The sequence below is a fragment of the Myroides injenensis M09-0166 genome (assembly GCF_000246945.1).
Lineage (GTDB): Bacteria > Bacteroidota > Bacteroidia > Flavobacteriales > Flavobacteriaceae > Flavobacterium > Flavobacterium injenense.
The window spans coordinates 1-5,490 of sequence record NZ_BAEX01000131.1 but is presented as its reverse complement, the minus strand read 5'-3'; the positions used below and the strand labels follow the sequence as shown (position 1 = coordinate 5,490).

The 5,490-nt window shown below is 30.5% G+C and carries 5 protein-coding genes; 1 reads left to right on the top strand and 4 read right to left on the bottom strand.

The genetic code is table 11. The features are described from left to right. Nucleotides 1-61 precede the first annotated feature (61 nt). Nucleotides 62-298, bottom strand: a complete 237-nt coding sequence (locus RH98_RS15515; protein WP_081498639.1) for a transposase — start codon at nt 296-298, stop codon at nt 62-64. Between the two features lie 74 nt (nt 299-372). On the opposite strand from RH98_RS15515, the gene RH98_RS16180 reads away from it, so the two are divergent. Continuing rightward, entirely contained in the window at nt 373-504 is a 132-nt protein-coding gene (locus tag RH98_RS16180; protein ID WP_010256881.1) for a hypothetical protein, read from the top strand. Nucleotides 505-841: 337 nt separating this feature from the next. Here the strand turns inward: RH98_RS16180 and RH98_RS14500 are convergent, their stop codons facing one another. From RH98_RS14500 to RH98_RS14490, 3 genes are all read right to left on the bottom strand, one after another. Then, nucleotides 842-2,812, bottom strand: coding sequence for a heavy metal translocating P-type ATPase (locus tag RH98_RS14500; protein ID WP_010256876.1), 1,971 nt, complete (start codon nt 2,810-2,812; stop codon nt 842-844). 90 nt (nt 2,813-2,902) lie between these two features. Next, nucleotides 2,903-4,225, bottom strand: coding sequence for an MATE family efflux transporter (locus tag RH98_RS14495; protein WP_010256872.1), 1,323 nt, complete (start codon nt 4,223-4,225; stop codon nt 2,903-2,905). Between the two features lie 89 nt (nt 4,226-4,314). After that, nucleotides 4,315-5,001, bottom strand: a complete 687-nt coding sequence (locus RH98_RS14490) for an OmpW/AlkL family protein (RefSeq protein WP_010256868.1) — start codon at nt 4,999-5,001, stop codon at nt 4,315-4,317. Nucleotides 5,002-5,490 lie beyond the last annotated feature (489 nt).

Below are 5,490 nucleotides of genomic sequence, written 5' to 3'. Positions count from 1 at the left end.
GGTATTTGGTCTGGAATTATCTATCAATAGATTAAAGCGGATCAAGTGCAAAAGTTGAGGACTAGGCAAAAAGTTTGGTCAATTTGAAAAGGAAAAACGACTTATCTCTCACACCTCTATACATCATACGGAAGTATTTAATTTTCGCATTAAAGGATTCCGCAGAAGCATTTGTACTTCTATTATTAAAGTAATTAATAATTTCGTTATAGTGTATATTAAAAGTCTTTAAAACAGTATTAAAGTATTTGATAGAAGACTTTTGAATATTAGTAAACCAATGAGCAAGCTTAGTAATAGCAGTTTAATTATCTATTTTTAGGTTAAATATGTTTCTGAGATTATTAGGGATCAAACCTAAAAGTTGTGTTTATGTATACAGTTTGGTTAATCTGTATAGAAAGAAATCCAATCTCTTTCACTCCTTTGAATTGGGCTCTGAAAGCTTTTATTTTTGCTTTAAAGGATTCAGCAGAAGCACTGGTACTTCTGTTGTCAAAATAGTTAAGTGTAGTCTTTTAATTAATTTATATTGTATTGATAATAGTATTGAGTTGTTTTAATTTAGTGTTTAAACATTTACTATAAGCAACTTTTTTAACTGTTGTTTTGTAATATTTAATTCTTAGGTTGCGAGGCTAAGTTTTATACTTGTTGTAAGTTAGGATAGTGTTGAAACAAGCTATTAGCTTTTTGTTTTTGATTACTTGTCCATTGGTCATACCTCTTGTTAATGGATATCTGTTTCTCATTAGTGTTATAGTATTAAAAAAGCGAGTTATATACTAACTCGCTTTTTTGATTTGTAATATGTTTATGATATGTGTCGTTTAATTACTTTTTAGACAAATTTCATTCTTTGAATTCTTATTGCATTTAGTATTGCCAGTAATGCCACTCCTACATCTGCGAATACTGCTTCCCACATGTTTGCAACACCACCAGCTCCAAGTATTAAAACTATTATTTTTACTACTAAGGCAAGTGTGATGTTTTGGATTACTATTTTTCTTGTTTCTCGACCAATTTGCATAGCTGTAGCTATTTTTGAAGGTTGATCAGTTTGAATTACTACATCTGCAGTCTCTATAGCCGCATCACTTCCCAAACCTCCCATAGCTATTCCTACATCACTTAAAGCTAAAACGGGAGCGTCATTAATTCCATCACCTACAAAGGCTATGGCATAATTAGGGTGTTGTTTTTTTAGTTTTTCTACTTGAGCTACTTTCCCTTCTGGAAGTAAACCACCGAAAGCACTATCAATGTTAAGTTCTTTTGCTACTTTTTGTGTTATTGAATCTTTATCTCCACTCAATACTATAGTTTGTTTTACACCTGCGGAATGCATTAAGTCAATGGCTTTTTTAGCATCAGTTTTAATTTGATCAGCTATTGTTATGAAACCAATGTATTGGTTGTCTAGCGCAACGACTACTATACTTTCTACGATATCATCTATATGATGAGGATAAGTTATATTGTAGTGTTTAAGTAATGCTGTGTTTCCAACTAGTATTTTTTGTTCATCCACATGACCATATAAGCCTTTACCTGAAATTTCAGAAACATTTGTAGCAATCTTTAATGTAGGAAACGTCTGTACGATAGCTTTAGCTATAGGATGGGTTGACTGCTTTTCTATAGCTGATACAATTTCTGTGAAACTACTTTCATCAATATTAGTTTCTACTTTTTGAACTTTGAATACTCCTTCTGTTAAAGTGCCTGTCTTATCCATAACTATGATGTCTAGTTTGGCCATAAGTTCAAGGTAGTTGGATCCTTTAAATAAGATACCATTCCTAGAGGCAGCGCCTATTCCTCCAAAATAACCTAAGGGTACAGAAATAACAAGTGCACAAGGACAGGATATCACTAAAAATACAAGAGCTCTATATATCCAATCTTTTATACTATAATCTTCAACAAATATTGCTGGTAGAAATGCTACAGCTACGGCTAAGAAAAATACAATAGGCGTATATACCTTAGCAAACTTTCTAATGTAAAGCTCAGTAGGAGCCTTTCTAGCACTCGCTTCTTGTACCATCTGCAATATTTTAGCAAGCGAGCTATCTTTATATAATTTCGTTGTTTTGATTTCAACTACATTTTGTAAGTTGATCATTCCTGTCAAAACGGTATTCCCTTTTTTGTAAGTAGAAGGTTTACTTTCACCGGTCAGTGCAGAAGTATTAAAACTACCTTTATCAGTTAATAGCTCACCATCTAAAGGTATTTTTTCACCAACTTTTACTTGAATGATTTCACCAATTTTTACGTCTTCAGGTTTCGTAGCGATGTATTGATTATTTCTATACACTGTAGCTTCATTAGGTCTAATATCTAATAGAGCTTTTATATTTCCTTTAGCTTTATTAACTGCTTTTTCTTGAAATAGCTCACCAATTGTATAAAATAACATTACAGCAACTCCTTCTGGATATTCACCTATTAAAAAAGCACCAATCGTTGCAATTCCCATCAAAGAGAATTCATTAAAAAAGTCTTTTTTAAGAGCAAGTTTTGTTGCTTCCTTCAAAACGGGAAAAGCAACAGGAATATATGCAACTGCATACCATAAAATTTGTAGCGTTTTATTGTTACAAAACCATTCTGCTTTTAATATATAAGTCAGAAATAACCCAATAGATAATAGTAATAAACTTGCGATTACAATATACTTATTACTCATTTCGTCATGGCTATGAGCATGATTATGTCCACAGTCGCTTATATTATTAGAATTATGATTATGTGAACAAGTTTTATTTATCTCTTCATTTGAAGATGAATTAAACTGCGTCATATTACTTTTACTTTAAATGTTCTTTACAAAGTTATGTATATAGAATCGATTTAAATAGTAAGTGGAGACCTTTGCAATACTGTTGCATTATTACTTATTGACATAGTTCTTTTTGAAAATATAAATTAAAGGAAAACTGCGAAGGCACATCCAGACAGTAAAAGCAATCCAAATACTATATAATTTAAAACCAAAATAATCGAGAATAAGTAATGTTGGGATAAAACCACAGAATGTAGCAAATATTAAGTTGTTTCTTAAAAACTTTGCATCTCCCATCCCTTTAAAGATTCCATCAAATATATAAGCTAATGCATTTATCGGTTGCACAATTAATACTAACCAGAAAATAGAGATAAACACTTTTAATACTTCTATATTCTTATTAAATAGAAGCCCTATTTGATTGTAGAATAACATGCAAATCGCTATCAGCATAATTGATATAATAATGGCGTATTTACTTATATCCTTGCTCATTTTCCACATTGCTTTATAATTCTTTTCTCCTAATAATTTTCCTGACATTGCATTTCCAGCACTTGCATAGCCGTCAATAAAAAATGAAAAGAATAGCCATATATTCATTAAAATACTCTGAGCAGCTATGAAATTTTTGCCATATCCAGTTGCATAAGCATTTGCTAGGTATATAGCGAAGTTAAGAGTAGCGGTGCGAATGATGAAATTAAAACTCATTATAATTAATGGTTTTAATGAAGGATTAATTGTTTTTCTAACTTTTAAAGTAAAAGGTGTTTTAGTAAAAAAGTAATATAATGCCATTATTAGCATAACTGACTGTGCAATTATACTGGCATATGCCGCTCCCTTAATATGAAAAGCTGGTATAAAGCCATCTATTCCAAATACTAATACATAGTCTAAAATGACATTTAGTAATGCACCTACAAGACTGCATTTCATCGACCATATCGTATTCTGCATTCCTCTAAATACTCCATAAAGTGCAAAAGTGATCAATGTTAAGGGAAATCCCCATGCTCTAATTAAGTAGTATTCCTTAGCATAAGTTAAGATGAGTCCAGTGGCATTGTAAGCAACAAATATTTCGTGAACGAATATTGTTGTAATTAGAAATAGAAGTAAACTCAACAAAAAGTTGAAAAGAATGGCTTGTGGCACAAGTGTTTTTACTGCAAATAATCTTTTTGCACCTAAATGTTGTGAAACCGTAGCCGATATTGAAGTTTTGGTTTGTGCGACTACCCAAATGATAGCAGATAAAAAAGAGCCTACTAAACCTACTGCAGCAAGAGCTTCTACACTATTCTCTTTTACGTTACCAACGATAGCAATATCTGTTAGAGACATTAAGGATTCTGATATCCCTGAAAAAATTGCAGGTATTGCTAATTTATTAATGTCTTTAAAAGTTATCTTACTTACCATTTTTGTTGGCAAATATCGCAAAAATATAAGCAACAAAAAACCACTCTTGTCGAAACAAGAGTGGTAAAAAAAAATATCTCATTAAATAATTAAAAACGCATTCCCACACCAAATCCAATTAACATAGGGTCAATTTTAACTTTTGCAGGTATGTCTAATTTTTGATCACCATTTAGGTTAGATACATCAACAGTAACATCTGTTTTCAAGAATAATTTTTTGAAGTCAACGTTAATGAAGAATTTATCTGTAATATCGATATCAAAACCGAATTGGTATCCCCATCCGAATTTGTTATCATAAGAAATATCTTTTGCTGTACCAGATTTCTCGTTATAGAAAATAGTATAGTTCACACCAGCACCCACATAAGGTTTAAAGTTATCAGTTACTGGGTAGTGGTATTGTAACATTAATGTAGGAGGTAATAACCAAACACTTCCTAAATCAACATTAACACTATTTCCTAAACCAACAGCAGTCAAATCAGAAGCTAATGTTCCTACTGTATGTCTAGAAGTACCTAGAATTAATTCTGCAGCTAAGTTTTCTGTAAAGAAATATGTGAAGTCTAATTCTGGTATAAAATTATTATTTATATCTATTTGACCTCCTATTGTTGAGATGTCTGCTCTATTATGAGGAATAACACCTACACCACGTAAACGTACTTGCCATTTGTAAGTTTCTTTTTCACTAGTAACTTTTTCTTGAGCAAATGTAGAACCGCTAAACATTAAAGCAGCTCCTAAAAAAGAAAGTAATAATTTTTTCATAATTTTTAATTTAGAATACTGATGTAAAAGTAGTCTATATTGTGACTCTTAAATATGATTTTTGTCAGTTTACACTATTTTATACTAAAAAATAGGTGATTATTAGTGAATTTAGTTTAAAGTATTTGATTAGTATGTGTTGTAAATGTTAATTATATGAGAAGTTGTGTTTTTTGTTTTATGTTTTTTGATATTTATTTATTAAAAATTTAAATCGTACGATAGTATTATTAAATTAATCAACTAGCAATATCAAAGTGATATTTTTTAATGTAATTAATAAATTATGACAAGATCATAAAAGTGTTTATGATTTTTCTAATTGATTCATAGCTAAGAAAGTGCTATGTTATTATAATAACTTTGAAAGAGTAATAAAGTTAAAGTCTATAGCATTCTACTATTGAAAATAATAATAATATCTCTAACTATTTTTCTAAGCGTCTGTGAATCAAGACTAGCATCAGCATTAATTAATTGATTAGTAAT

Bases quoted from the DNA above. Each gene is read 5' to 3' on its own strand.
- RH98_RS14490 (WP_010256868.1), bottom strand. From the start codon at position 5,001: ATGAAAAAATTATTACTTTCTTTTTTAGGAGCTGCTTTAATGTTTAGC.
- RH98_RS16180 (WP_010256881.1), top strand. From the start codon at position 373: ATGTATACAGTTTGGTTAATCTGTATAGAAAGAAATCCAATCTCTTTC.
- RH98_RS14500 (WP_010256876.1), bottom strand. From the start codon at position 2,812: ATGACGCAGTTTAATTCATCTTCAAATGAAGAGATAAATAAAACTTGT.
- RH98_RS14495 (WP_010256872.1), bottom strand. From the start codon at position 4,225: ATGGTAAGTAAGATAACTTTTAAAGACATTAATAAATTAGCAATACCT.